The sequence below is a fragment of the Litoribrevibacter albus genome (assembly GCF_030159995.1).
Lineage (GTDB): Bacteria > Pseudomonadota > Gammaproteobacteria > Pseudomonadales > Litoribrevibacteraceae > Litoribrevibacter > Litoribrevibacter albus.
The window spans coordinates 193,189-217,774 of sequence record NZ_BSNM01000006.1 but is presented as its reverse complement, the minus strand read 5'-3'; the positions used below and the strand labels follow the sequence as shown (position 1 = coordinate 217,774).

The following is a 24,586-nucleotide window of genomic DNA, read 5'->3' as shown; positions in this document are numbered from 1 at the left end:
CATAAAAAATTCAAAAAAACTCAAATTAATTTTAAATCGCTCAAAGAACCATCAACACCGATCAAAAAGCACTCAAAACCACCCTATCCAAAGCACAAACCTCCGACAACAACTCAACATCTGGACAGCATTTAACCAACGGAAATTATCGTTTGGATTTTCAATATCCAGTAAAACTAATGACCAAATAACGAAGAATTGATTATTTAATTCAAAATAATCCCAAACTTGCATCCGTATAACGAGTTGAATGCCGTGGCAAACCATTATTTACCGCCTGCTTGAGATCCAAATTAATTCCACCCGTAGGAATATTTAGATAAAAGCCTTTACCGGCATGCATAATTCCTTCTACATACTCACCATCAGTTAACGGATCATTTGGATCAGCAGGAATAAAAACATCACTTCGCCAAGGGAGTTGCTCTACCTGCACTCCCAAAAACATTCCTCCTGCCTCTTCCCCATTACCAATATCCAACGTTTGATATTTATTTAGCGGAAAGCAAGTTTCAATCCCTGCTACCTGGCAATCACTTGTATACAAGTCGATATCCCCACCAGTACAACTCCCCAGCCAATTCCGACTTGTACATGTCGTTGTGGCGCCAGATTCCGGTGGCGCAAATAAATCCATGGACGTTTTCAACAGAAACCAATTTAATGTCCCCACATCACTCGCATCTACCCGAAAGTTTGTGCCATCCTCTACACCAATATGCGTTGCGCGATAATCCAACTTTTGTCCCGGATTCGGATCATCAGGGCCCTGTTGAAGAACAGCACGCGTTGAAAGCTTACTGTCCCCCAAAAGTAATGGGGCAACATATTTCAATAGAATCCCAAAGAAGCCATCTGGGTCCTGAGTCCCTAACGCCTGAGCCGTATCCTCAATGACTACATCAAGGTTTCCTGATAGCGAAGCGATATCCGTAGTAAATGCACCTGAGGCACCACCAAAGCCCAATCTAAACCCAGCAATACTTTGCACGCCATTTTCTTCTTTGAATGCAAACTCTATGTATGGATCTTTAATACTGAATGGCATCGGCGCACCCGCATCAGACATTTCATACTGCCGCCCCGTCGCAGGATTAATTGGGAATTTGGAAGGATCAGGCTTTGGATAACCATCACTGCCATAGACAATATCCCCCTGACTGTTCACCTGATAATAGTCATGCGGATTAAAGTATTTACCTAACGCAAGATCCCTCATATCAATATCAGCGCCCGAGTTTGTTATATCTCGATCATCTTGATACTTACCGAGTACCAACTCATCAGCGGTGAGAATGGCTTCAATATCCATACCTAAATTGATTCGAGTGTATTTATAGGTTGTTGTGTCCTGAACAATAGGATCTGGCTCATCAATTGTGATAAACGCTTGCCCGGACATACTGGAGAGCTCTTCATCCCCCATAGGAACAAGCTCGGCTCGGGTTAATGCAGAACAGCATATAACGCACCCACACAAGGTGAGGCGTACAGTAGAATTAGTCATCATTGATCTCTTATTTTTATTATTTTCAATCAATGCTAGAGCAAATACTCTACTTCACTTTTGAATCTAAAAGACGCTTTCATGGACTTTCTGGACACCTTCCGATTATTTCAGGAATTCGTCGCCCACAAACAAAAAAGGCGAGTCAATGACTCGCCTTTTCTTTCTATACATGACGTATTTATGAGGCCTTTCGTTTTTCCCAAACCATCATTACCGGCCCAGATGCCGCATAGATCATGAAACCAACCCACAAAACACGGGCAGGATCCAGCGCAACCAAAGCAATAATTAACACCATAGAAATAAGCGCAATGAATGGCACTTTATTCTTAAGATCAAAATCTTTAAAGCTGGTGTAGCGAACGTTGCTCACCATCAAGATTCCAGCCAATGCCACAACAGCAGCAGCAAACCAAGAAATATCCGTTCCATTTACACCGCTTTCAGCGTAGGTCCAAACCATGCCAGCAACAATCGCGGCGGCAGCCGGGCTAGCTAATCCGATGAAATACTTTTTATCAACAACATCAATTTGTGTGTTGAATCTAGCCAACCGAAGTGCAGCACAAGCAACAAAGATAAACGACGCAACCCAACCCACTTGCCCCAGAGACTGTAAGGACCAAGTAAAGGCTACTAAGGCAGGCGCCATACCAAACGCCACCATATCGGACAAGCTATCGTATTGCGCCCCAAAGTCACTTTGAGTATTCGTCAAACGAGCAACCCGTCCATCCAAGCCATCAAGAATCATTGCAACAAAGATGGCAATTGCAGCTTTTTCAAAGTGACCGTTCATTGATGCAACAACGGCATAAAATCCAGAAAACAATGCAGCCGTAGTAAACATGTTCGGTAATAAATAAACGCCTTTATGACGAGCCTTCTTAACCGATTCTTGAGATGACTCTTCAGAAGCTTCCACTTCTGCCACAACTGGCGATTCAGTTTCTTTTTGATCTTCCACTTTAGACATAATATTAATCCCAAAAAATAACAGGATAATTCTAGGGAAAATTAGATGACAAGCCAATGAAAGAAACGGCTATTTCCCTACAGGCACAAAAAAGCGCGGTCTAAACCGCGCTCTTTATTACTACAAGAAGACTTAGTTCTTCTCTTGGTCAACGATTTTATTCGCTGCAATCCAAGGCATCATCTCACGTAGCTTACCACCAACCTGCTCAATTGGGTGAGCAGCGTTGTTACGACGCCATGCAGTCATCTCAGGGTAGTTAGACTGACCTTCTAGGATGAATTTCTTAGCATAAACGCCATCTTGAATGTCTTTCAATGCAGCGCGCATTGCTTTACGAGATTCTTCGTTGATTACGCGAGGACCTGTTACGTACTCACCGTATTCAGCGTTGTTAGAAATTGAGTAGTTCATGTTCGCGATACCACCTTCGAACATTAGGTCTACGATCAATTTCAACTCGTGAAGACATTCGAAGTATGCCATTTCTGGAGCGTAACCAGCTTCAGTAAGCGTTTCGAAGCCCATTTTAACAAGCTCAACAGCACCACCACAAAGAACAGCTTGCTCACCGAACAAGTCAGTTTCAGTTTCATCTTTGAAAGTAGTTTCGATGATACCAGTACGACCACCACCAACGCCTGAAGCGTAAGAAAGAGCAACATCTTTCGCATTACCAGACGCATCTTGGAAAATAGCGATCAAATCAGGAATACCGCCGCCACGTACGAATTCAGAACGTACAGTGTGACCAGGTGCTTTAGGAGCAATCATGATTACGTCTAGATCTTTACGAGGAACGATCTGGTTGTAATGGATTGCAAAACCGTGTGCAAATGCAAGAGTTGCACCTTCTTTCAAGTTTGGCTCAATGTCTTGCTTATAAAGCTGAGACTGGAACTCGTCTGGAGTCAAAATCATAACAAGATCAGCTTGAGCTACTGCATCAGCAACGTTGTCCATAACTTTAAGACCGTGTGCTTCTGCTTTAGCGATTGAAGATGAACCTGCACGAAGAGCAACAGTTACATCTACACCTGAGTCTTTAAGGTTACAAGCGTGAGCGTGGCCTTGTGAACCGTAACCAACGATAGTTACTTTCTTACCTTTGATGATCTCGATGTTACAATCTTTATCGTAATAAACTTGCATGGTATTCCTCAATTTTTCAGTCGCCAAGCCAAATAAAGCTCGGCATTGTATAGTCTTTTTTAACTGGCGTCAGCCTACTGCTCAAAACAACGCCAAATGGAATTTATTAAAGGCCAAGTACTTTTTCGCCACGTGCAATACCAGACACACCAGAGCGAACAACTTCAAGAACCGATGCATTACCAATCGCTTGAATAAAGGCATCCAACTTATCCGAAGTTCCCACCACCTGAATGGTATAAACCGACGGCGTCATATCAATTATTTGAGCACGGAAAACATCCGCTGTACGCTTAATTTCAGCGCGCTGAGCACCGGAAGCACGTACTTTGATCAACAGCAATTCGCGCTCAACATGAGCACCTTCGGTAAGATCAACCAATTTAACCACTTCCACCAGCTTGTTTAGCTGCTTAGTGATCTGCTCGATAACCTTATCAGAGCCAATCGTGGTCACCGTCAAACGAGACAATGTCGGATCTTCTGTTGGTGCTACTGTCAGGGTCTCAATGTTGTAGTTTCTTTGAGAAAACAAACCAACAACACGAGATAGCGCACCCGGCTCATTCTCCAGTAATACTGAAATAATGTGTCTCATTAGGTACGCTCCGTCTTACTCAACATCATATCTCTCATTGATCCTGTCGGTACCTGCATTGGGTACACGTGTTCGGTCGGATCAACCATTACATCCATAAACACTAAGCGATCTTTCAACGCAAAGGCTTCTGTCATTGCGGCCTCAAGGTCACTCAGTTTTTCAACACGCATTGCAACGTGCCCATATGCTTCAATCAACTTCTGGAAGTCAGGCAAAGACTCCATGTATGAATGAGCGTGACGCGCCTCGTAGTTCAAATCCTGCCACTGTTTAACCATGCCCAACGCCTGGTTGTTCAGGTTCAAAATTTTCACAGGCAAGTTATATTGTTTACAGGTTGAAAGCTCCTGGATGTTCATCTGGAAGCTACCTTCACCAGTAACACATACTACGTCATTGTCTGGATAGTTCAGCTTGATCCCCATCGCAGCAGGTAGACCAAAGCCCATCGTTCCCAAACCACCGGAGTTAATCCAACGGTTTGGCTTATCAAACTTGTAGTATTGAGCCGCAAACATCTGGTGTTGACCTACATCCGAGGTCACATACGCATCACCATTAGTCACTTTGTAAAGCATCTCAACGGCTTGCTGTGGCTTAATGAACTCACTTTCAGTGCTATAACGCATACCATGATAAGCTTTCCACTCATCAACCTGGCGCCACCAGCTTGCCAAGGCTTCTTTCTCAATAACTTTCTTAGACGCCTTAACCAAATCAAGCATTTCATCCAATACTTGATCTACTGGACCTACAATCGGCACGTGAGCATCGATGGTTTTTGAGATGGATGCCGGATCAATATCCACATGAACGATCTTAGCGTTTGGACAGAACTTGGTCGTGTTATTGGTTACACGGTCATCGAAGCGAGCACCGATAGCAATGATCAAATCACTGTGATGCATTGTCATATTCGCTTCATACGTACCATGCATACCCAGCATGCCTACGTATTGACGATCGGTTGCCGGGTACGAACCTAAGCCCATCAAGGTATTAGTTACAGGAACATCTAACAATTTTGCCAGTTCAGTTAACTGTGGGCTGGCTTTACCCAAAATAACACCACCACCGGCATAAATAACCGGGCGCTTGGCTTCAAAGATCATATCAACGGCTTTCTTAATCTGACCGGTATGACCTTTCATGGCAGGGTTATAAGAACGAAGTTTGACTTTGCTTGGGTAACTGTACTCGTATCGTTCATTCGGCAATGTCATATTCTTAGGAATATCAACAACCACCGGGCCTGGACGGCCAGATTGAGCGATATAGAATGCTTTCTTAACAACCTCAGGAATTTCTTCCGGAGTTTTTACAGACATGCTGTGTTTTACGATTGGGCGAGAAACACCAATCATATCTGTTTCCTGGAACGCATCTTCACCAATCAAATGCGTAGGAACCTGGGCTGTCAACACAACCATTGGAATTGAATCCATATAGGCCGTTGCGATGCCCGTTACTGTATTCGTCGCACCAGGACCAGAGGTCACAAGAACAACACCCGCTTTACCGGAAGCTCGCGCATAACCGTCAGCCATATGTGTTGCAGCTTGCTCATGACGGACGAGCACGTGCTTCACATCGGACTGGCGATACAAAGCATCATAAATATGCAGGGCTGCACCGCCCGGATAACCATAAATATACTCTACGCCTTCGTCTCTAAGAGCACGAATAAGCATATCTCCGCCGGAAAGTAATTCCACCTTTGAGTCCTCTAAAAAAGAATTGTGTAAATTCACACGTATTATTTACATAATCGCCGCTAACGCCAGCAGCAGATTCATAGTGATGCACCACATTATCAAAGCAACGTAAAATAGCAGGTTCGGCCATAGTCATGTTGCTCCGGTAACGCTTTTTTGGCGTTGTATCCTAAGTTTCTAGTGGTTGACCAAAAACAGGATTGGAGACAGGTCACATAAGCCATGCGGCTACTTGCTTATGCACCAGATGAGGTTTGATTCAGGGGTTGCCCGATTATCTAGACTCATTTTAGAGCTGGATATTCTGACATCACTCGTATTAAAGTCAATAGAAGAAAGTATCTCTCTTGACTTATAAGAGATTTTTTTTAGGTTACACTTATTCAGTACTTAAATTTTTCTGAGAAAAGATCATGAAATCACTAAAACAACTCAAATTCGCTCTCATAATTAGTGGCCTTACTGCACTGACATCATTTTCTGTCGCAGACACTTTCTACAAGTGGGTAGATGAAAATGGCACTACACATTACGGAAGCCAACCCTCAGGAAAACACGATTCGACCACCATTCATACCTCAGGGAAAGCGTCTGGCCCGAACTCAAGAATGGCCCCATCACAAAAATCTGAAAAACAAAACCCAGAAGCCGCTGGCGAGGGAACAGTCGCCTACGACGCTGAAGAAATGGCCAAGTATTGTAACGACATCAAAAAGCGTCATGACCTAATGGTTTCTAAAAACCAGATCAAGCAACGTAATAAAGATGGCTCCGTGGTGATGCTCACCGAAGAGCAACGACAACAACAAATCTCGGATCTTAAGAAAAAAATGGCCGAGAATTGCAAATAGACGACAGAATTCTGGCCTTCAGTGCCTCCCACTTGAGTTTAAAACTCAAATCACTACCCTCTCTTCTCAGAAATGTGCACCGTTAGCCAATTTATGGCTAACGGAGTAATCACAAAATTCGTTATTATTTTACGCATAACAAGAATAACAGGCTGCGAAATAGGAGCCATAGCCATGATCAGACAAATACGAATAGCACTAGTCCTTCTTGCCATAATCACAGTTACAGGTTGCTCAAGCTTTGGTTCAGCAATGAAAGCCAGTCCTTCCGGCATTCATGCCATGGGCCTTGCAACCATCAGCCAGGAAGACATTGAAAAAGCCTACACTGATGAAGATTCTCAGTGGTACGCCTATAAAGGATTGCGTGTTCACTATAAAGACAAAGGTGAAGGCGAACCCATCATTCTCTTACACGGCATTATGTCATCACTGCATACCTGGGATGACTGGGCCAAAGAACTGGAAAAGAACTATCGAGTCATCCGCATGGATCTACCAGGCTTCGGCTTAACCGGTCCACTGAACGAAGACATGGAATACGACAAAGATGAGTTCATTACCTTCCTGAACAGTTTTTCTCATATGCTTGAACTGGATAAATTTGCGCTAGCCGGAAACTCCCTTGGCGGTTACATGAGCGCCCATTATGCAGCCACATACCCTGATCGTGTTTCAAAATTGATTTTGCTAGACCCCATCGCTTATCCACAAGACGTGCCTTGGGTAATTACCATGGCGAACCTACCAGGCATCTGGCACCTTTCGAAAAAAGTAGTACCACCTTTGATGGTCAGCATGAACGTAGAAGAAGTGTATGGTGATAAAAAGCGCATCAAGCCCGAACACATGAAGCGTTATGTGCAGTTAAGTATGAGAAAAGGAAACCGGGAGTCCTACGCTGAAATTCTCAAACTGATTTACGAAAAGAGCAAACCAGGTAAAGAAGCGTTTCCTTTCAACCAGATTACAGCACCAACGCTGTTGATGTGGGGTGAAGCCGATAAGTGGGTACCTACCAGCCAAATTCCTAACTGGGAACGAGACATCGCCAACACCCAAACCATTGTCTATCCGGGTGTAGGTCATGTTCCGATGGAAGAAACCCCTGAGCAGACGGTTAAAGACGCCATTAAATTCCTGAAAGAAGAAAACAAGGAAACGGTTAAAACGGCAACAAAAGAGGAAGCGGTAGAAGAAGTTGACGTTGCACCAGCAGCGTAATTAACCGCTCAATCAAGCAACAACCTAAACAAGTTCGATATAACACAATAAAAAGGCCAGACTGAATCATCAGTCTGGCCTTTTTATTTGCTGCATGCGTCCGCTTTATAAAAACATTAGCTTTAGAACGCTACTTTGAAAACACAACCTTATCGTCTTGAATATCAGCCTGAATCATTTCACCCGGCAGGAACTCCCCACCCAGCAGAGCTTCAGCCAGTGGATTTTCAAGGTAACGCTGAATCGCACGTTTCAAAGGACGCGCACCGTACACAGGATCAAAGCCCGCCTCACAAATGGTCGACATCAAGTGTTCTGATAACTCAAGCTTCATATCCCGTTCTGCCAAACGCTGATACAAGCGTTCCAACTGAATACTGGCAATGCCCGCGATCTGTTCACGACCCAAGGCATGGAACACCACCGTTTCGTCAATACGGTTAATGAACTCAGGACGGAAGTGCTGACCAACAACATCCATCACCAAGGTCTTCATTTCTTCATAGTTCACTTCATCTGTACGACCCTGAACGACTTCCGAACCTAAATTCGAGGTCATCACGATCACTGTATTGCGGAAATCTACGGTGCGACCCTGACCATCGGTCAAGCGGCCATCTTCCAATACCTGAAGCAACACATTAAATACATCAGGATGCGCCTTCTCAACTTCATCCAACAGTAGCACAGAGTAAGGTTTATGACGAACCGCTTCGGTTAGATAACCACCTTCTTCATACCCCACGTAACCAGGAGGCGCACCGATCAAACGAGCCACCGAGTGTTTCTCCATGAACTCCGACATATCGATTCGAACCATGGCCTCTTCGGTATCAAACAAGAAGGCCGCCAAAGACTTACAAAGCTCCGTTTTACCAACCCCGGTTGGCCCCAAGAACAGGAACGAACCGTTTGGACGGTTAGGATCAGAAAGTCCGGCCCGGGAACGACGTACCGCGTTTGCCACCGCAATGACCGCTTCATCCTGACCAACCAAACGCTCATGAAGCGCGTCTTCCATGCGCAGCAACTTTTCTCGCTCACCTTCCAGCATTTTGGCTACAGGAATCCCCGTCCAACGAGAAATCACTTCGGCAATCTCTTCTTCGGTAACACGGTTTCTTAACAAGGTTTTCTCTTCGGATTGGGCTTTACTGGCACGCTCCAACTCTTTTTCAAGCATTGGAATGGTGCCGTATTGCAATTCAGACATTAACGTCAGATCGCCATTGCGTCGTGCCGTCTCCAAATCAATTCGAGCTTTTTCCAAATCGGCTTTAACTTGGTGCTCACCCTGCAAAGAGGCCTTCTCTGCTAACCACACCTCTTCAAGATCGGCATAATCTTTCTGAACACTGTTGATGGTATTCATCAGCTCTTCCAAACGCTTTTTAGACGCAGGATCACTTTCCTTCTTCAAGGCTTCTGCTTCAATCTTTAGCTGAATCAAACGGCGTTCAAGACGATCCAGGTTCTCGGGTTTGGAATCAATTTCCATACGAATACGGCTCGCCGCCTCATCCACCAAATCAATGGCTTTATCTGGCAACTGACGATCAGCAATATAACGATGCGACAATTTAGATGCGGCAATGATGGCTGAATCCGTAATTTCGACCCCATGATGCACTTCATAGCGCTCTTTCAAACCGCGAAGGATGGCAATGGTATCTTCTTCGGTCGGTTCATCCACCAACACCTTCTGGAAACGACGTTCAAGTGCAGCATCTTTCTCGATGTACTGACGATATTCATCCAGCGTCGTAGCACCCACACAATGCAGCTCTCCACGCGCCAATGCCGGTTTCAGCATATTGCCGGCATCCATCGAGCCTTCGCTCTTACCTGCACCGACCATGGTATGTAGCTCATCAATGAAGAGAATGATCTGCCCTTCCTGCTTCGCTAATTCATTCAAAACGGCTTTTAAGCGTTCTTCAAACTCGCCACGATACTTTGCACCGGCCACCAACGCGCCCATATCCAACGACAGAACTCGCTTATTCTTCAAACCATCCGGCACTTCATTATTAATGATGCGCTGCGCCAGACCTTCTACAATAGCCGTCTTACCAACACCTGGCTCACCGATCAAAACGGGGTTGTTTTTACGACGACGCTGAAGCACTTGAATGGTTCGACGAATTTCATCATCACGTCCGATAACAGGATCCAATTTCCCTTCTTCGGCCTTCTCCGTTAGATCAACCGTATATTTATCAAGCGCCTGACGTTGGTCTTCTGCTTCTGGACTCTGCACGGATTCACCTCCACGAACTTCTTCAATGGCTTTTTGCAACGCATCTTTGGTTAAGCCAGCTTTTTTCAGGGCATCACCCAAACGGCCTTTGTCTTCCAATGCGGCCAACAGCACCAACTCACTGGAAATGTATTGATCTTGTTTTTGCTGAGCTAATTTGTCCGCGCGATTCAATAACCGCCCCATGTCATTGGACATATGGACATCGCCATCACTGCCCGAAATAGTCGGCAACTGCTGAAGGTGTTCTTCCAATCCGGCTTTGAGTGCAGACAGATCGCCACCTGCTTTTTGAATGACAGGAGCCAACGAATTATTCGGCTCTTGCAACAACGCCTGCATTAAATGCACAGGCTCAATAAAATTATGATCTCGTCCAATGGCAAGTGACTGGGCATCCGACAGAGCCACCTGCAACTTACTGGTCAATCGATCGATTCGCATAAAAAAATTCCTCATATCAAGTCGAGTGCGTTAGATCATTCGAATAGGACGCAGACGACTTATTGTTAACTTGAGAAATAGATAGGGGCTATTCGGAGCGGTTTCAAGAGATGAAACGCAATGAGATGGTTATTTATTGATCCAAATCATCGAAGCCATACGACCTGTGGTACCTTCCTTACGATAGGAGAAAAAGCGGTTATCGTCCCATGTGCAATAGTTTCCGCCATAAACGGCATCGACACCCGCATGATTCAATCGCATTTTTGCCAACGCGTATAAATCAGCAAAATACTTACCGCGAGACATATAATCCGGCTGAAAGGCAGCATCTGCAGCTAAATCATGTTCGATAAATTCCCGACGGACTTCCGGTCCCACTTCAAAGTAATGTCGACTGATTGCTGGCCCCATCCAAGCCATTAATGAAGCTGGCTCCAATGCCATCGCACTTATGGTTTCCTCCAGCACACCGGAAACCAACCCCCGCCAACCGGCATGCGCTACAGCCACTTTAGATCCGGCCTGATCGGTAAAGAAAACCGGAAGACAATCCGCCGTCATTACCACACACGGAAGATTTGGTTGATCGGTCATCACCGCATCGCCTTCGCGAACCTTACCATCGTCCCTGGCATCCACCACATGAATGCCATGCACTTGGTTCAGCCATTGGCCCACCGTCTTTAAGCCCGCTAAATGCAGAAATTTCGCCCGGTTTTTCACCACGCATGAAGGGTCATCACCAACATGATCGCCCATATTCAACGACTGGTACGGAACGTCGCTAAAGCCTCCATAGCGAGTACTCACACAGGCTTTAACGTGATCAGGTGCAGGCCAATTTGCCCAAATAATGCTTTCTTGTGATGTTCCCTTATCAGCCATAACCTACACCTTTTATTCCTTTAGTCTTCTTCAGAGAGACACGCCAGTAACGCTTGCATATCCTCAGGTAGATCAATTTCCCATTCTAGCTCATCGCCGGTTCTTGGATGGAAAAGCTCCAAACGTTTCGCATGCAGAGCCTGACGACCAAAACCACGCAACATATCCAGTAAAGCCTGCGATGCCCCTTTAGGCACCTTCATCCGCCCTGAATACAGCGAATCGCCAATAAGCGGGTACCCCAAATGAGACATATGAACACGAATTTGGTGCGTTCTACCCGTCTCAAGCTTCAGTCGAACATGAGTATGATGTTTAAATCGCTCCAACACACGATAATGGGTAACAGCAGGCTTTCCGGTTGACACCACCGCCTGACGTTTACGATTCACCGGGTGGCGACCAATCGGCTCATTAACAACACCACCGCCAGTCATCACACCTTGCACGACCGCTTCATACTCCCGACCCATCTCACGGGTTTGAAGCTGATCAACCAGATCATTCTGCGCCTCAATATTTTTTGCCACCACCATCAACCCGGTGGTATCCATATCCAAACGATGCACGATGCCACAACGAGGCACCACTTCAATACCAGGATAATGGTGCAATAAGGCATTCAATAAGGTGCCATCATAATGACCTGCCGCCGGGTGCACGACCAACCCAACCGGCTTATTAATAACCAGGATGTCATCATCTTCATAAACAATATCCAGCGGAATATCTTCAGCCGTCCACTGATTAACATCTTCCAGCTCCGCAGCAATCGCCAACTGCTCGCCACCCCAAAGCTTTTCTTTGGGCTTCAAGGTTTTACCATCAACGGTTAATTCACCCGATTTGATCCAGCCCTGAATGCGAGAACGCGAGTACTCATCAAACAATTGTGAAGCGATTTGATCTACCCTTTGACCTGCAAGCGATTCAGGGACAATTTGTGATTCAGAAATTTGGCGAGACATACCGTTATTAAATACCTTTGATTACGCAACTTTTACTTCCGGACAACATCTAATGATTCCATAAATTTATCAACCAAATCACTGTAACCCCTGGCTGATGTATGCTTAAATGCTTGGCCTAAAGACTCATTATATCTATTGCATGTCCATGATGTTAAAAAGATTCGCTTTCATTTTCTTAATTTTTTCTATTTTAGCTGGTTGCGCCAGTGACGATAAAAAACCAGACGAGCCAGAGAAGACAGAACTTGAGTATTACACTGACGCTCAAGAGCTGATGGATACCGAACAATACTTCCAGGCCATTAAAGAATTATCGGCATTGGAAGGCTTCTATCCTTTTGGTCGTTATGCCGAACAAGCCAAGTTGGAATTGATGTTCAACTACATGGCATTGGACGATTACACCAATGCACACGCGACAGCTGAACGTTTTCTGCGCCTACACCCACGTCATCCAAAAGTAGATTACGCCTACTATGTGAGAGGCCTATCCACCTATTTTATGACCCGTGGTTTCTTTGATTCTTTTGTATCCATCGATCGAGCAGAACGGGACATGGCGATCATGCAGGATGCCTTCCGTGAATTTAACGAACTGCTCAGTAAGTACCCTAACAGTCCATATGCGGCCGACGCCCGCCAGCGCATGATTCACCTGAGAGACTACCTTGCCCGTCATGAGGTATTTGCCGCCCGTTACCTGATTCGTCGCCAAGCCTTTGCCGCTGCAGCGAACCGAGGACAATTCATCGTTTCTCGTTATCAAGGAAGCAGTGCTGTTCCAGAAGGACTTGCTATCATGATCGAATCCTATCAGAAACTTGGGCTCGACGACTTGGCCAATGACACACTACAAATCCTGGTAAGCAATTACCCGGACTACCCAAAACTTGATCAGAACAAACAGTTAATCATTGAAGACGTACACTCCAATGATCAACGTTCCTTCTTGAACATTCTTACCTTTGGCTTGCTAGGCTGATCGATACAGCAACAATCAAGCCCAACACAGTCCAAACGTTAAAAGAGTTCATATAGAAAGAGCACATATAAAAAAAGGCCAGCAAACGCTGGCCTTTTTTATGTTCGATAAGGTTAAGATTAACCCAATCGCAATGTATCCAATGTTTTAGCTCTTACACCTCTGAGCAAGTCAGCATCAGACACTAAGTCCTGACCGTAGGAAGGAATCATTTCTTTCATCTTCGCATCCCACTCAGGCTGTGTAATACGATCTTTAAAGCAACGCTCAATCACTTCAACCATAGCCTGAACAGCAGTTGATGCACCCGGCGACGCACCTAGCAGTGCAGCCAACGAACCATCAGCCGACGCAACCATCTCGGTTCCGAATTCCAACTTGCCTTTACCGTTCTCATCTTTCTTAATGATCTGAACACGCTGTCCCGCTTTCGCCAAGGTCCAATCCTGATCTTTAGCTTCCGGGAAGTAATTACGCAATGAATCACAACGCTCACTTTGTGACTGCATTACTTCACTGATCAAATAACGCGTCAGGTCCATGTTATGAACGCCCACCGACATCATTGGTGCCAGGTTGTTACCTTTGACTGAGCCGAAAAGATCCATTTTGGAGCCTTTCTTCAAGAATTTGGTAGTAAAACCAGCAAACGGGCCAAACAACAATGCAGGCTCACCGTTAATAATACGCGTATCCAAATGAGGAACAGACATAGGCGGCGCACCAATGGCTGCCTTACCGTACACCTTAGAAGAATGCTGCTTCACGATTTCAGGCTTAGTACACACCAACCACTGACCGCTTACGGGGAAACCACCGTAACCTTTACGCTCAGGAATACCCGACTTCTGTAACAGAGGCAACGCACCACCACCTGCGCCCAAGAACACAAAGTTGGCATCGTAGGTCTGAATTTCTTTGGTTTCATTTGCTTTTGTACGAATTTTCCAAACACCGTTCTCACGCTGAGCCAGCTTCACCACGGAAGTACTAAGCTTCAGCTCAAAGTTTTCGGACTTCTTCAGGTGTTCGATCATGCTACGAGTCAATGAACCGAAGTCCACATCGCTGCCGTGCTTTACACGGGTCGCAGCAACCGGCTTATCCGCTTTACGACCATGCATTACTAACGGCATCCACTGTTCAAGAGTACGAGGGTCTTCAGAGTACTCCATCCCTTCAAACAAGTGATGCGCAGACAACTTCTGATGACGCTCACGCAAGAAAGCGACATCATCCTCACCCCATACAAAGCTCAAGTGCGGCACAGGGTTTATGAAATTTGTAGGTTCCGGTAGACAACCGTTTTGAACCAGATAAGACCAAAGCTGTAAGGAGGATTCAAACGCAGCATTGATTGATAGCGCTCGGTCGATCTCGACTGAGCCATCCGCTACTTGAGGGGTATAATTTAATTCACAGTAGCCGGCATGCCCTGTGCCCGCATTATTCCATCCATCTGTACTTTCATGAGCTACATGATCCAATCTTTCGATCATGGTAATTTTCATTGAGGGGTCCAACTGCTGAAGCATCATGCCCAGAGTTGCGCTCATTACACCGCCACCGACTAACAATACATCAGTTGTTTTTACAGCCATTGCCTTCGCCTTACCAAGAATTATTTATTCAAATAAACTTAGAAACATGCACTTCTTTTTGAGCGCTTAACAGCTTCCAAAAAGTCTCAACCAGCCAAATCTTGTAGACCCGTTAAAACCAAATAACGCACCATCTCGTTACATCACGCACCAGATTTAAACACCCCCAGCCCAGCCCTGATGCGGCCTACGAGAGCGGGCGCATTATACACAATAAATTAATTATATGCTCGATCTAGCCAACACATAAGTTCGCTAAATTGTAACTTAATGAATATTCAGGAGCTGAACTATTCTTCGTTCGCCCACGCCTCATACTCATCCGGCATAGCATCTACGAAACGAGAAAACGCCCCTTCAAATTTGATTGGCATCGAACCAATCGGGCCGTTACGTTGTTTACCAATAATAATTTCAGCACGCTCCGGCGGAGACTCTTCGTTATACACAGCGTCCCGGTAGATAAACATAATCACGTCAGCATCCTGCTCGATTGCACCCGATTCACGCAAGTCTGAGTTTACAGGGCGCTTGTTTGGTCGCTGCTCCAAACTACGGTTTAACTGAGCCAATGCCACCACAGGACATTCAAGCTCTTTTGCCAACGCTTTTAACGAGCGAGAAATTTCAGAAATCTCTTGGGTACGATTATTTTCAAAGCCCGGAACCCGCATCAACTGCAAGTAGTCCACCATAATCAATCCCAGGCCACCGTACTCCTGACACTCTCGGTGCACTCGACGGGCCCGTGCTTTCATCTCATTCGGGGTCAATCCGGCCTGATCATCAATGAACAACGGCTTATCGTTCAACATAGTGACCGCCGCACTCAACTTACTCCAACCTTCTTCATTGAGCTTACCGGTTCTTACTTCGGTTTGGTTAATCCCACCAAGCGAAGCGATCATCCTCATCACAATCTGTTCCGATGGCATCTCAAGACTGAATACCAAGGCAGGACAGCCCCCTTTATTGCGCAGCAAGGCATTTTCCACCAAGTTCATCGCAAAGGTGGTTTTCCCCATAGAAGGACGAGCCGCCACAATAATCAAATCCGAAGGCTGCATACCCGAGGTCATCTTATCGAGCTCAGTAAACCCGGTGGTCACGCCAGTAATGTCACCACCCTGCTTTACCAACATTTCGATGTTATCAAGGGTGTTCTTCAATACTGGTTTAATATGCTGAGGACCGGCATCTTTCTTATTTCTGGATTCCGCAATCTGAAGAATTCGTCGCTCTGCATCGTCCAAAATTTCATCACTGTTCGCACCTTCAGGACGATAAGCTCTGTCCGCAATACTCGACACTTCCGAAAGTAGCTGTCGAATAACAGAACGTTCCCGAACGATATCCGCATACGCCAGGATATTGGTAGAGGTTGGCGTGTTATGAGCCAGTTCAGCCAAATACGCTTGCCCGCCAATGTCATCCAACTCCCCCAAGCGCTCTAACTCATCACTTAATGTCAGAGGATCAATGGGTTTTTCTTTGATCACCAACTGGGTCATCACACTGTATATCTGGCGATGTGAAGCTTCATAGAAATCCCGTTCCATTAACTTTTCAGCCACACCATCCCATGCTTCATTATCCAGCATCAAACCGCCCAATACAGACTGTTCTGCCTCAAGGGAAAATGGCGGCTTTCTAATTAAATCCAGATCTTCAGTCTCAGACATAGTTTCTAAACGCTCGAACCTTCACAATGACTAAACAACAATGATAAAACACATACGGTAAAACAAAAAAAGCACCGGCAGTATAAACCACCGATGCCTTTTGGAGATAGTCGAGCTATCTCTGAGAGAAACGAAATTCATCATTTCTCTCAATCGCGTCACGCGCTCTTATTCAGCAACAACAGTCACTTTCAAAGTAGCTGTAACATCGCTGTGAAGTTGAACATCAATTTCAAATTCACCAACGTTACGGATTGGACCTTCTGGCATACGAACTTCAGATTTGTTCGCTTCAACACCAGCTTCAGTCATTGCTTCAGCAACGTCACGTGGACCAATAGAACCGAATAGCTTACCTTCGTCACCAGCGTTTGCTGCGATGTTCAAAGTGAAGCCATTGATTTGCTCTGCGCGCGCTTCTGCAGAAGTCAACTTGTCAGCTGCTGCTTGCTCAAGCTCAGCACGACGTGCTTCAAAATCAGCAATGTTTGCTGCAGTTGCAGGTACTGCCTTACCGAAAGGGATAAGGAAGTTACGGCCGTAGCCAGCTTTAACAGTTACCTTGTCACCAAGGTTACCAAGTTTACCAACACGTTCGAGTAGAATAATTTCCATCTCGCTGTCCTCAAAAGTTACTAATACTGATTATTTTCATTACTTGCCGCAGACAGTTTTGAACGAATATCAAAGACACTATCCAAGGCTGCTAATACAATCAGTAGTAAAAGAGTTAGAGAACTTACCAGTACTAAACTTACGTAAAAAAGTACTAACCAGTTCCCACCGAGTTTTTTGATCTCAATACTGCCATGAACCACAGATATACCAGCAATCACCAGAGGCAAAACCAACATTGGTACATAGCTGATAAAGCTATCACCCAGCACACTTAACAAAAAAGCTGCGCCAAGCAACAACGACATCACACTGTATGGAAAACGAAGCGAATGAAATTCTTTTCGAAATCCACCAGGGTTATACACCGCTGCCTGCATATATCGGGCAAACATCAAACTAATGAAAGCACCTAACACAGACCACAGCTGAATGCCTCCAGCATACAACGCCTGGGAAGGCGGCTCGATCGGCCCGGCATCTGGATTCTGAGCTGAAATTTCCTGAATCATTTGATTCACTGCAGCCGTCAACTCATTGAGTTGAGAATCCGTGAGCACAGGAACAAGCGCATGCTGAACACAGCCTGCACTCACCAACGCCACCAATACATATATCCATGACTTTGACCACCAGAGCACCACAGCGATTAACCAGGTCAAAAGAAGATGTATAAGATCAGCTCGCTGCCCATCCAATGCCAAATACAGACTCGGAATCGAAACAACGGCGAAACACATCCCACCTTCTCTGGGGCCCTTGGCTAAGGTAATCAATGCTGCAACAGCAGCCCCTAGCCAAGTAAAGAATGGCAGTAAGACAAAACCTACCGCCAGAGAAATCGCATGCAGACGGCTCTTTAAAGCTGTTTGAGCCAGCCAGAGCATGAAACTCTCCTTAAATTATTCGTGTGCGTCAGTGTATGGCAAAAGAGCCACGTAACGTGCACGCTTAATTGCAGTCGCTAGCTGACGCTGATACTTAGCTTTTGTACCAGTGATACGGCTAGGTACGATTTTGCCAGTTTCAGTGATGTAGCCTTTCAAAGTGTCTAGATCTTTGTAATCGATCTCAGCAACACCTTCAGCAGTGAAGCGACAGAATTTTCTACGACGGAAAAAACGAGCCATTGTATATCTCCTATTACCTAATCAATTATTCAGCAGCGTCTTCAGAAGCTGATGCTTCTTCAGTTGCTTCTGGAGCTTCAACTGCTTCTGGCTTAGCTTCATCACGTGGACGACGCTCTTTAGAGTCAGCAGCTTTGATTGGAGATACTTCAGTTACTGCGTCTTTACGACGGATAACCATGTTACGAAGAACAGCATCGTTATAACGGAAGCTGTTGTTCAACTCTTCCAACGCCTCATCACCACACTCAACATTCATAAGAACGTAGTGTGCTTTGTGAATTTTGTTGATTGGGTAAGCAAGTTGACGACGGCCCCAGTCTTCAAGACGGTGAATCGCACCACCAGTTGTTTCGATAGAAGAACGATAACGCTCGATCATCGCTGGTACTTGTTCGCTTTGATCTGGGTGTACCAGAAAAACGATTTCATAATGACGCATAAAATGCTCCTTATGGGTTAATAGCCTCCCACTGTTTCAAGGTGAGGCAAGGAGGAATGTTTGAACCTTTTCTGTACTTTTAATAAGCAGACAGAAAGGTGGCAGGCATTCTATAGACTGGATGAAAAACAATCAAGCAAATTAAGAAGGGGCTGATCCAGGAAAACTCTGAATGCGAGTTAGATATCCACATCGTAGCCAGCACTGGCTAATGACTGCTGAACTTTGGGAGCGATATCATCCACCAAACGGTGGATCATCTTAACGGTCGTCGTACTGACGTCCTGATGGACTTCAGTACGACTCTGAATAAACTTACGTCCCGCCTGCGATTCAAAAAATGCATTAATTTGACGAAGTTCATCTAATGAGTAGTGCTCTTTGTATATCTGATAGTACTGCTCAAAAAAGTACTCTTCAGACGTTAAACGGTCAATCTCACGAGCTACGACACTTTCAACTGTCTGATAGTGCACTTGTCGCAATCCAGAGTTGTTATGTCGCAACTTGCGGTTGATTAACACGCCAACCCGTTTTTTAACCGGCTCTACGTTAATCGCTTCCGTCAATTTGAAAAAGCGAGACACTTCCTGCCGAATCAACTGCTCTGACGCAGAGAAAGCATTAATACTGACAAACAGTAATACAGCGGAAACAAGAGACTTAAATAACATGACCCATCAACGAAACAGGAGTTAGCACAAAGAATTACATAATGTAACACATCGTATGATTTTCAATAACACACAAAGAAAAGTGCCAACCCGTTCTCAAATTAAAAACCGTCTCGAACTAACCCAAAGTTCGCTGACGCACCGCCTCAAATAAGATAACCCCGGTTGCCACAGAAACATTGAGACTACTTACCTCACCTGCCATCGGCATAAAGGTCAAGTTATCACAGGCCTCGCGCGTTAGACGACGCATCCCTTTACCTTCAGCTCCCATGACAATGGCCGTCGGCCCAGTCAGGTCGGTTTGGTAAATTGAGGTTGTCGCCTCACCTGCCGTACCCGTGATCCAAACACCGCGATCCTGTAACTTTTTCAGACACCGAGCCAAATTTGTCACAGAAACAAACGGCGTATTTTCCGCCGCCCCACACGCTACTTTCACAGCAGTAGAGTTAAGCGTTCCGGATTTATCCTTAGGTGCAATCACCGCATGAATACCAGCAGCGTCTGCTGTTCGTAAACACGCACCAATATTATGAGGATCGGTCACACCATCCAGAACCAATAAGAAAGGCGGCACATCTAAGCCTTCTAACAACTGATCCAGAAAAGCTTCATCTTTTGCGTAATTAACCTGAGTTTCAGCCATTACCCCCTGATGAACACCATCAGGTACTTTCAGATCAAAAAATTCCGCACCAACGCGATCAACTCGTATATGTAACTTACGTGCAACATCCATCAGATCGTTGACCCGCTGATTTCGCTTGCCCGAAAGCACATACAGGACACCTATGTCCTTTGCGCTCTTCTTCAACAAGGAAGATACCGCATTAATGCCAAACACCAGATTAGAACTGTCCGCAGACTCGCCTTTAGCCATTCTTTTTCTCTACTACTCGAACTTTCACTTATCGGGCAAGCTTGCGCCCGAACAATCAACAACCTGAACAGCTTTACTGTTCAGGCCAACTAGCCGACATAACAGCCAGCATTACTTTTTCTTGCGCGCTTTTGAGGTGGTCTTTACAGACGCACGCTTGGATTTTTTCGCGCTCTTTTTCTTCTTGGGAGAAGCATCCGATTCTCTGGTCGGACGATGTTTCGCTCCGCTTTTACCTCGACCTTTCTTTTTCGGCCCAAGAGACTCGTTGAGATTGGCTTTCTTCTTAGATCTTCTGGTTTTAACCGACTGCCGGTGATCCACCAACTCCAGATCAATTTTTCGCTCATCCAGATCTACACGAACAATCCGAACATCAACAGCGTCACCCAATGCATAAGTGGTTCCCGAGCGCTCGCCAATCAACATGTGTCGTGACTGATCAAACTCAAAATACTCTTTAGTGAGGTTACTTACATGTATCAACCCCTCAACATAAACATCGGTCAATTCAACAAACAACCCAAAGCCCGTCACTGCTGACACAATTCCAGGGAATACCTCGCCCACATGTTCCTGCATGTACTCACATTTCAGGAAGGCCATCACGTCCCGAGAGGCCTCATCAGCACGACGTTCAGCCATCGAACACTGTTCACCCAACGCCAGCAACGCCGCCATATCGTATGGGTAAATAGCCTCCCTCGGTAATATCTGAGCTTCCGGAACACGTTGCACATTGGAACTTTCTTTGTGCTCTTTCTTTTCAGAACGAAGTACGCTGCGAATCGCACGGTGTACCAACAAATCAGGGTAACGACGGATCGGAGACGTAAAGTGCGTATACTCAGGGTACGCCAAGCCAAAGTGCCCCTGATTATCCGGTTGATAGACCGCCTGACTCAAAGACCTCAACATCATGGTCTGAATTAGATGTCTATCCGGCCGCTCTTCAATGTCTTGAGCTAACTGCAAGTAATCACCCGGGGTCGGTTTCATTCCCCCTTCAAGCATCAAACTACGCTCAAACAGAAACTCTTTTAAGTTAATCAGCTTCTGTTCCTTAGGCCCTTCGTGAACGCGATACAAGCCTTCTAACTGATGCTTTCTCAAGAAACGAGCGGCCGCTACGTTAGCACACAACATACACTCTTCAATGACTCGATGCGCATCATTGCGTATAACCGGCACAATGGTTTCAATTTTTCGATCAGGCGAAAACACGATACGTGTTTCAGTGGTATCAAAATCAATCGCACCACGCTCTTCACGGCATGAAACCAACTGCTGATACAATCGATGCAATTCCTGAACATAAGGTACGATTGTTGGAAACTCAGCCTTAAAGTGTTGCGCCTCTTTCGACTCTGGCGCCTCAATCAAAGCCGCCACACGGTTATAGGTCAGACGGGCATGAGATCGAATAACCGCTTCATAAAACTTGAAACGACTCATGCGCCCTGACGCACTGATGCTCATTTCGCAGACCATCGCCAAACGATCCACATTCGGATTCAATGAACACAGGCCATTCGAAAGCACTTCAGGAAGCATAGGCACCACATGCCCAGGAAAATACACAGACGTCGCTCTATTCTGTGCTTCTTTATCCAGCTCCGTCCGCAATTTCACGTAATGAGAAACATCAGCAATCGCGACAATCAATCGCCAGCCGCCGGACTTTTTCCTCTCACAGTAAACCGCATCATCAAAGTCTTTGGCGTCTTCACCATCAATCGTCACCAGAGGCAAGGCTCTTAAATCTACTCGAAGAGTTTTGTCTTCCTCGGCAACACTTTCAGTAAAGTGCGCCACTTCACTCAATACACCTTCCGGCCACTCATGCGGCACATCGTAGGTATGCAAAGCAACGTCGATTTCCATTCCCGGCGCCAAGTGGTCACCAAGTATTTTAATCACTCGCCCTGACGCTTTTTCACGTCGTGACGGTTGTCGTTCAATTTCAACAACTACATACTGCCCAGACGATGCACCACCATCTGCCTCTGGAGAAACAGATACCTCCTGAGACATACGACGGCTGTCAGGCACCACAAAACCACCTTTGCCTTCCGCATAATAGCGCCCGACCAACTGAACGGTTTTATGCTCTAAGACCTGGATAATCCGGGCCTCCCGACGACCTTTATGATCAATACCACTGACCATCACTCGCACAAGATCACCATCAAAGACCTTGTTCATTTCTCGTGCATTTAGGTATAAATCAGGGGACTTATCATCCGGCTGAACAAATCCATAACCATCACGATGTCCAATTACTCGACCGTCAATGGTAGGAATAGCGGAAATAGGTTTGTATCGTTGTTGCTTATCAGTTATTAGTTGGCCATCACGGGACATCGCGATTAAGCGTCGACGCATGGCTTCAATACGTTCGTCATCGAAGATTTGCATCGCTGAACATAATTGAGAATGGGTTAAAGCTTTGCCCGCCTCTTCCAAAAATGAGGTAATTAATTCTCGGCTCGGCACCGGATTCTCATATTTATCAGCTTCTCGCTGACCAAAGGGATCTTTCAAATTCATATCCTATATTGAAAGTTTACTTGTAATACTTTTGACTATCTCATCAGCAAGTGTATTACAAAACTTATTATCTTGTTTAAAACAACCATTTCATTTAATGGTCACATTAAAAAAGGGGCTTATCGCCCCTTTTTCGTTATTAAGCGTTGAATGGATCACGCTTAATGATCGTTTCTGCTCGATCAGGCCCGGTTGAGATAATGTCGATTGGGGCACCAATGGCCTTTTCAACATACTCAATGTACGCCTTAGCGTTTGCAGGAAGATCCTCGATGGACTTCGCACCTACGGTAGACTCTTTCCAGCCTGGCAAGCTTTCATATACTGGCTCAAGACCTTCATAGTCGTCAGAGTGCATTGGTGTAGTGCAATCTGCACCTGCTTTCTTATAACCAACACAGACTTTTACTTCGTCCATGCCGTCCAACACGTCCAACTTGGTCAAACAAATACCAGACACACTGTTAACTTGGATCGCATGCTTAAGAGCAACAGCGTCGAACCAGCCACAACGACGTGCACGACCAGTCGTCGAACCGAACTCATGACCACGCTCTGCCAGACCCGCACCTACATCATCAAACAACTCCGTTGGGAAAGGACCGGAACCAACACGAGTAGTATATGCTTTGGTAATACCTAGAATGTAATCCAGATACAAAGGACCAAAACCGCTACCCGTTGCTGTGCCGCCAGCGGTGGTGTTGGAAGACGTCACGAATGGATAAGTACCATGGTCAATGTCTAGCAATGAACCTTGAGCACCTTCGAACATAATGTTCGCACCCTGCTCACGTAATCCATGCAACAAGCAAGTTACATCCGCAACCATTGGTGCCAATTGCTCACCCATCTCTAGTGCTTCAGCCAGCACCTGATCAAAATCCAACGCATCTGCTTTGAAATAATTGGTCAGTACGAAGTTATGATACTCAAGTACTTCTTTTAGTTTTTCAGCGAACTTATCTTTGTTAAGAAGATCACCCAAACGCAAACCACGACGAGCAACTTTGTCTTCGTAAGCAGGACCAATACCACGACCAGTAGTACCGATTTTTTGCTTACCACGAGCTACTTCACGCGCCTGATCCAACGCCACGTGATATGGAAGAATCAATGGACAAGCAGGGCTGATTTTCAGACGCTCGCGAACAGGAACGCCTTGCTCTTCAAGCTTTGCAATTTCTTTCAACAAGGCTTCAGGAGATAGCACAACACCATTACCGATCATGCAGGTAACATTCTCACGAAGTATGCCTGACGGGATCAGGTGAAGCACGGTTTTTTCACCGTTCACTACCAATGTATGACCCGCATTATGACCGCCTTGATAGCGAACAACGGCTGCCGTCTGCTCGGTTAACAAGTCAACGATCTTACCCTTACCTTCGTCACCCCATTGGGTGCCTAGAACCACAACGTTCTTGCCCATAGT

Annotated in this window: 21 protein-coding genes; 3 read left to right on the top strand and 18 right to left on the bottom strand. The window is 45.7% G+C overall.

Annotated elements, in window-relative coordinates; genetic code table 11:
• Nucleotides 1-211: 211 nt before the first annotated feature.
• From QQL66_RS05765 to QQL66_RS05745, 5 genes are all read right to left on the bottom strand, one after another.
• Nucleotides 212-1,510: a hypothetical protein gene (locus QQL66_RS05765; RefSeq protein WP_284379818.1), complete on the bottom strand. Its 1,299-nt coding sequence runs from the start codon at nt 1,508-1,510 to the stop codon at nt 212-214.
• 178 nt (nt 1,511-1,688) lie between these two features.
• Entirely contained in the window at nt 1,689-2,486 is a 798-nt protein-coding gene (gene pssA, locus QQL66_RS05760) for a CDP-diacylglycerol--serine O-phosphatidyltransferase (RefSeq protein ID WP_284379816.1), read from the bottom strand.
• A gap of 132 nt (nt 2,487-2,618) precedes the next feature.
• Entirely contained in the window at nt 2,619-3,638 is a 1,020-nt protein-coding gene (gene ilvC, locus QQL66_RS05755) for a ketol-acid reductoisomerase (RefSeq protein ID WP_284379814.1), read from the bottom strand.
• A 106-nt stretch (nt 3,639-3,744) separates the two neighbouring features.
• A complete protein-coding gene (ilvN, locus tag QQL66_RS05750; protein ID WP_284379812.1) occupies nt 3,745-4,236 on the bottom strand; it encodes an acetolactate synthase small subunit in 492 nt (163 codons plus the stop codon).
• A complete protein-coding gene (locus QQL66_RS05745) occupies nt 4,236-5,954 on the bottom strand; it encodes an acetolactate synthase 3 large subunit (RefSeq protein ID WP_284379810.1) in 1,719 nt (572 codons plus the stop codon). The genes ilvN and QQL66_RS05745 overlap by 1 nt, the downstream gene beginning before the upstream one ends.
• 413 nt (nt 5,955-6,367) lie before the next feature.
• Between QQL66_RS05745 and QQL66_RS05740 the strand changes: the two genes are divergently transcribed.
• Complete coding sequence (locus tag QQL66_RS05740) at nt 6,368-6,805, top strand: DUF4124 domain-containing protein (protein WP_284379809.1); 438 nt, start codon at nt 6,368-6,370, stop codon at nt 6,803-6,805.
• A gap of 174 nt (nt 6,806-6,979) precedes the next feature.
• Complete coding sequence (locus tag QQL66_RS05735; RefSeq protein WP_284379807.1) at nt 6,980-8,029, top strand: alpha/beta fold hydrolase; 1,050 nt, start codon at nt 6,980-6,982, stop codon at nt 8,027-8,029.
• 130 nt (nt 8,030-8,159) lie between these two features.
• Here the strand turns inward: QQL66_RS05735 and clpB are convergent, their stop codons facing one another.
• The 3 genes from clpB to rluD all read right to left on the bottom strand — a co-directional run bounded on the left by clpB (nt 8,160) and on the right by rluD (nt 12,589).
• Nucleotides 8,160-10,733, bottom strand: a complete 2,574-nt coding sequence (clpB, locus tag QQL66_RS05730) for an ATP-dependent chaperone ClpB (protein WP_284379805.1) — start codon at nt 10,731-10,733, stop codon at nt 8,160-8,162.
• Nucleotides 10,734-10,862: 129 nt separating this feature from the next.
• A complete protein-coding gene (gene pgeF / locus QQL66_RS05725) occupies nt 10,863-11,621 on the bottom strand; it encodes a peptidoglycan editing factor PgeF (protein WP_284379804.1) in 759 nt (252 codons plus the stop codon).
• Between the two features lie 20 nt (nt 11,622-11,641).
• Complete coding sequence (gene rluD / locus QQL66_RS05720; protein ID WP_284379802.1) at nt 11,642-12,589, bottom strand: 23S rRNA pseudouridine(1911/1915/1917) synthase RluD; 948 nt, start codon at nt 12,587-12,589, stop codon at nt 11,642-11,644.
• Between the two features lie 148 nt (nt 12,590-12,737).
• Here rluD and QQL66_RS05715 point away from each other — a divergent pair, with 148 nt between their 5' ends.
• Nucleotides 12,738-13,574, top strand: a complete 837-nt coding sequence (locus tag QQL66_RS05715) for an outer membrane protein assembly factor BamD (RefSeq protein ID WP_284379800.1) — start codon at nt 12,738-12,740, stop codon at nt 13,572-13,574.
• Nucleotides 13,575-13,693: 119 nt separating this feature from the next.
• On the opposite strand, the gene mqo is transcribed toward QQL66_RS05715, so the two are convergent.
• The 10 genes from mqo to QQL66_RS05665 all read right to left on the bottom strand — a co-directional run bounded on the left by mqo (nt 13,694) and on the right by QQL66_RS05665 (nt 24,583).
• On the bottom strand, nt 13,694-15,175 hold the full coding sequence (gene mqo, locus QQL66_RS05710) for a malate dehydrogenase (quinone) (protein ID WP_431356890.1): 1,482 nt from the start codon (nt 15,173-15,175) through the stop codon (nt 13,694-13,696).
• Nucleotides 15,176-15,465: 290 nt separating this feature from the next.
• Nucleotides 15,466-16,857, bottom strand: a complete 1,392-nt coding sequence (gene dnaB / locus QQL66_RS05705; protein ID WP_284379799.1) for a replicative DNA helicase — start codon at nt 16,855-16,857, stop codon at nt 15,466-15,468.
• A gap of 168 nt (nt 16,858-17,025) precedes the next feature.
• Nucleotides 17,026-17,472, bottom strand: a complete 447-nt coding sequence (gene rplI, locus QQL66_RS05700) for a 50S ribosomal protein L9 (RefSeq protein WP_284379797.1) — start codon at nt 17,470-17,472, stop codon at nt 17,026-17,028.
• A 20-nt stretch (nt 17,473-17,492) separates the two neighbouring features.
• On the bottom strand, nt 17,493-18,359 hold the full coding sequence (locus QQL66_RS05695; protein WP_284379795.1) for a hypothetical protein: 867 nt from the start codon (nt 18,357-18,359) through the stop codon (nt 17,493-17,495).
• Nucleotides 18,360-18,374: 15 nt separating this feature from the next.
• Nucleotides 18,375-18,602, bottom strand: a complete 228-nt coding sequence (rpsR, locus tag QQL66_RS05690; RefSeq protein ID WP_284379794.1) for a 30S ribosomal protein S18 — start codon at nt 18,600-18,602, stop codon at nt 18,375-18,377.
• Between the two features lie 25 nt (nt 18,603-18,627).
• Complete coding sequence (rpsF, locus tag QQL66_RS05685; RefSeq protein WP_284379792.1) at nt 18,628-19,044, bottom strand: 30S ribosomal protein S6; 417 nt, start codon at nt 19,042-19,044, stop codon at nt 18,628-18,630.
• 179 nt (nt 19,045-19,223) lie between these two features.
• Nucleotides 19,224-19,718, bottom strand: coding sequence for a DUF2059 domain-containing protein (locus tag QQL66_RS05680; RefSeq protein ID WP_284379790.1), 495 nt, complete (start codon nt 19,716-19,718; stop codon nt 19,224-19,226).
• Nucleotides 19,719-19,836: 118 nt separating this feature from the next.
• Entirely contained in the window at nt 19,837-20,601 is a 765-nt protein-coding gene (gene rlmB, locus QQL66_RS05675; protein WP_284379787.1) for a 23S rRNA (guanosine(2251)-2'-O)-methyltransferase RlmB, read from the bottom strand.
• A 111-nt stretch (nt 20,602-20,712) separates the two neighbouring features.
• Nucleotides 20,713-23,151 carry a ribonuclease R gene (rnr, locus tag QQL66_RS05670; RefSeq protein WP_431356889.1) on the bottom strand — a complete coding sequence of 813 codons (2,439 nt, stop codon included), beginning with the start codon at nt 23,149-23,151 and terminating at the stop codon, nt 20,713-20,715.
• 139 nt (nt 23,152-23,290) lie between these two features.
• Nucleotides 23,291-24,583 (bottom strand): adenylosuccinate synthase, encoded by a 1,293-nt coding sequence (locus tag QQL66_RS05665; RefSeq protein ID WP_284379784.1) that lies wholly within the window; start codon nt 24,581-24,583, stop codon nt 23,291-23,293.
• Nucleotides 24,584-24,586: the final 3 nt, after the last annotated feature.